5 protein-coding genes and 1 tRNA gene are annotated in these 3921 nt (G+C 69.6%); 2 read left to right on the top strand and 4 right to left on the bottom strand.

The genetic code is table 11. The features are described from left to right. From AN233_RS08445 to AN233_RS08435, 3 genes are all read right to left on the bottom strand, one after another. A partial coding sequence (locus AN233_RS08445; protein ID WP_058366413.1) for an ABC1 kinase family protein occupies window positions 1-1109 on the bottom strand: 1109 nt, incomplete at its 3' end. Window positions 1110-1112: 3 nt separating this feature from the next. Next, a complete protein-coding gene (locus tag AN233_RS08440) occupies window positions 1113-1466 on the bottom strand; it encodes an Hsp20/alpha crystallin family protein (protein WP_058366347.1) in 354 nt (117 codons plus the stop codon). 648 nt (window positions 1467-2114) lie between these two features. Further along, a tRNA-Leu gene (locus AN233_RS08435) sits at window positions 2115-2199 on the bottom strand. Window positions 2200-2302: 103 nt separating this feature from the next. Here AN233_RS08435 and AN233_RS17285 point away from each other — a divergent pair. Then, the gene (locus AN233_RS17285; RefSeq protein WP_176696667.1) at window positions 2303-2473 is read left to right on the top strand and encodes a hypothetical protein; all 171 of its coding nucleotides are present in this window, start codon (window positions 2303-2305) and stop codon (window positions 2471-2473) included. Window positions 2474-2512: 39 nt separating this feature from the next. Here AN233_RS17285 and AN233_RS08430 read toward each other — a convergent pair whose 3' ends face one another. After that, the gene (locus AN233_RS08430) at window positions 2513-2851 is read right to left on the bottom strand and encodes a ferredoxin (protein WP_058366346.1); all 339 of its coding nucleotides are present in this window, start codon (window positions 2849-2851) and stop codon (window positions 2513-2515) included. Window positions 2852-3044: 193 nt separating this feature from the next. Between AN233_RS08430 and AN233_RS08425 the strand changes: the two genes are divergently transcribed. After that, the coding region (locus AN233_RS08425; RefSeq protein WP_394326201.1) for a translation initiation factor IF-2 subunit gamma at window positions 3045-3921 on the top strand (877 nt) is incomplete at its 3' end.

Here is a 3921-nt window from a genome sequence, read left to right as displayed (position 1 = left end):
ACGCGGTACTGCTCGATGTCCTCGCCGCGGGCGTCCGCGATGGCCAGCTCCAGCACCTCCCCCATCACCTGCCGGTCGGCCTCCGGCGAGAGCGTCCCCAGCTCGATCAGTGTGTCGAGGATCGCGTCGGTGTCTTTGCTCGCCACGGCGACGTAGAAGTCGACGATCTTCGACTGAACGAAGGGGTCGACGGTGTCCGACATGCCGAAGTCGTAGAAGACGATCGCGCCCGACTCGTCGACCGCGAGGTTGCCGGGATGCGGGTCGGCGTGGAAGACGCCCTCCTGGATGATCATCCGCAGGTACGCGCGCTGGAGCGCCTCCGCGAGCACGGTCGGGTCGTGGCCAGCCTCCCGCAACGCGTCAACTCGGTTGATCTTCGTTCCGGGGACGTACTCCATCGTCAGCACGCGCGGGCCCGACGCGCCGGGGTACGAGTCGGGGATCCGGATCCGGTCGTCGCCCGCGAAGTCCTCGCCGATCTCCTCGAGCATGCGGCGCTCCCGGCGGTAGTCCATCTCCTCGCGGATCGTCTCCGCGAACTCGTCCGCGAGATTCTCCAGCGAGAACGCGCGGCCGCCGCCGAGGAACCGCTTCAGGAGGGGGAGCCCCCACCGGATCGCGCGCAGGTCTGCCTCCACCAGCGGCTCGATCCCCGGTCGGCGCACCTTCACCGCGACCTCCTCGCCCTCGTAGGTCGCGCGGTACACCTGTCCGAGGCTGGCCCCGCTTATCGGCTCGTCGTCGAACGCGTCGAACGTCTCCGCGACCGGACCGAGCTCCTCCTCCAGCACCGTCTCGGCCTCCGAGAACGGCGCCGGCGGCACGTCGTCCTGCAGTTCCTCTAACACCTCGATATACGCGGGCGGGAGGATGTCCGGCCGCGTCGACAGCAGTTGGCCGAGCTTGATGAACGTCGGCCCGAGCGTCAGCAGGATGTCCAGGAGCACCGCGGCGCGCTCCTTCTGCGTCTCCTCGCCGACGCTCCGGCTCCCGCCGAACAGCAGGAACCGCTTTCGGTCCCGCCAGTAGGCGGCGATCAGCGGCGAGAACCGTCGGACGACGACGAGGAAGCGCCAGTAAGCGCGAAGGTTGACCAGCGTGACCACCCGTCAGTCGTCGACCGGGATCTGCCGGCGCTCGCCGTCCGTGCGCTTGGGGAGCGTCACCTCGACGACCCCCCGGTCCATGGCGGCGTCCGCCTCCTCGCCGATCGCGTCCGGCGGGAGGGGCAGCTCCGTGTCCAGGAACAGCGGTCGGTCCTCGCGCACGTAGCGGAACGCCTCCGGGGTCCGCTTCTCGCGGCGGGCCTCGATCACGAGGCGGCCGTCCTCGGCGACCACGTCTGTCGTCTCGCTCGTCGCACCGGGCAGGTCGAGGACCACGAGATACGCGTCGTCGGACTCCAGCAGGTCCGCGAACACGGCTTCCGGGAGGTCCCGAAGCGCGTCGCGTAGAGCAGACATACCCGTACTTGGGGTGGCGCGTCGAAAAAGGGTGGGGTCGACACGCGGAGTTCTACGGAAGGGGTTCTGTTTCGGTCGCTGATCCCGGTGCCGAACGGTACCACCCAGAAAGCCCCAGCCGGCTCGACCGCGCCGGGTTCCGGCAGACGCTCCGGGTTGCCTGCGGTAGCGGACTGCCGGGCTGGGACTCGCTGACTCTCGTTCGACACGCTCGCGAGAGCGGCGTCCGGACCGGATCGAGCCGGCTGCCCCGTTCAGTCCCGCCCACCGCAACCGCACCGCGACTGCACCGAAACAGCCCCGCACAGCACCGCAGGCCTCGCACCTCCCCAACCTCGGCGGCGGCGCGGCCGCGGAACGGCACCGCACTGCAGGCGGCCGCGCCGCCGCCTCCACCGAAAATCGGAGATTTTCGAGCAGCCAGAATCGGAGATTTTCGAGCAGCCAGCGTGCAGTAGCGCGCTGGCGACCTCGGGCGGTCGCGGCGACGCAGGGTCCCCGCGGCGCGCGCCGACAGCATTAGCCACGGCATCGCCACGGCATCGCCACGGCACCGCGGTTGCACGGCGGACGAACGCTTTTCGCGGATCCCGCAGAACTCCCGCCGCGCGTGCAGTCTCACCGCCTTAGCCACGAGCGGTCGGAGAATGCAGGGGAAGGGATTCGAACCCTCGAACTCCTTCGAGAGCGGGTCTTAAGCCCGCCGCCTTTGGCCAGGCTCGGCCACCCCCGCGCGTTATGAACCATCCGCGGGCGTGGGGAAACCGCTTTCGGTGCGGCGGGGAACCCTCCCGCGCTCCGCCACCGATTTACGGGGCGGCCGCGAGGGACAGTTTATGAACGCGACGGACGGCGGGCCGGTCGTCTGGCTGCTGGTCGCGCTCGGCGGCGCGCTGGTGGTCGGTGGGGGAGTGACCGGAGAGACGGCGCTGCTCGCGGCCGGGCTCGCGGCGGCGGCCGCGGGCGCCGCGCTGCTCTCGGTCGGGGACGCGGACGGCGGTGCCTGATCGGACGGCGGTGCCTGCTCGAACGGCGGTGTCGACACTCTACCAGTCGACCGAGAGCGTTCCGTCGCCGTGGGGGTCCGGCGCGATCTCCTCATCGGTGCGGCGGTCGACGACGTGGATGATCCCCTGGTCCTTCTTGGCGGGGCACAGCTCCGCGGCGCGGACGTTCTCCGCCAACTCGTCCTCGGCGACGTAGTAGGACTTCGGCCGCGCGAGCCCCGTGTCGAGGTCCAGCTCCCAGTTGTCCGACGCCTCGGCGCACCGCCCCGCCCCGAAGCACTTGTTCGCCTCGAAGACGATCTTGTAGGGCTTCTCCTCGACCGGCGGCCCCTCGCCGCCGAGGTCGCTCGGCTTCACCGGCTCGCGCTCCTCGCTCATGGTCGAACCGTGGTGCGCGGCCGTCTTTCGTCTATCGGTCGCGGTCCGGGATCGCGAGGGGCAGGCCGTCCGCGGTCGCCGCGACCGCCGAACCACGCGGTGGATCCGCAAGCCGCGACCGCACCGATAACAGCAACTTTATCACTCGCACGGGGCGAAATTCACGCAAGATTACTCTCACAGGAGGTCTATGGTGACACAACCTAACACACAACCGGAGGTGAACATCGGACTCGTCGGTCACGTCGACCACGGGAAGACGACGCTCGTGCAGGCGTTGTCCGGCTCGTGGACCGACCAGCACTCGGAGGAGATGAAGCGCGGCATCTCCATCCGGCTGGGCTACGCGGACGCGACGTTCCGTCGCTGTCCCGGCGTCGACGAGCCCGAGTGTTACACCGTCGAGGAGGAGTGCGAGGACGGCTCCGAAAGCGAGGTCGTCCGCACCGTCTCGTTCGTGGACGCACCGGGCCACGAGACGCTGATGGCGACGATGCTGTCGGGCGCGTCGATCATGGACGGCGCCGTGCTCGTCGTGAGCGCCACCGAGGACGTGCCCCAGGCGCAGACGGAGGAGCACCTGATGGCGCTCGACATCATCGGCATCGACAACATCGTCATCGCCCAGAACAAGGTCGACCTCGTCGACCGCGACCGGGCGGTCGAGAACTACGAGCAGATCCAGGAGTTCGTCGAGGGGACCGTCGCGGAGGACGCCCCCATCGTCCCCGTCTCGGCCCAGCAGGAGGTCAACCTCGACCTGCTCATCGACGCCATCGAGTCCGAGATCCCCACGCCCGACCGCGACCCGGACGCGGATTCACGGATGTTCGTGGCGCGCTCGTTCGACATCAACCGCCCCGGCGCGACGTTCGACGAGCTGGAGGGCGGCGTCATCGGCGGCTCGCTCGTCGAGGGGACGCTGGAGGTCGGCGACGACCTGCAGCTCCGCCCCGGCCGCGAGGTCGAGGAGGGCGGCGAGACCCGTTGGGAGCCGCTGGAGACGAGCATTCGCTCGCTACAGTCGGGCAACGAGCAGGTCGAGACCGCCTCGCCCGGCGGACTGCTCG

The sequence above is a fragment of the Haloparvum sedimenti genome (assembly GCF_001462205.1).
Classification (GTDB): domain Archaea; phylum Halobacteriota; class Halobacteria; order Halobacteriales; family Haloferacaceae; genus Haloparvum; species Haloparvum sedimenti.
Note: the sequence above shows the minus strand (reverse complement) of the source record. Positions and strands in the feature narration are given on the sequence as shown.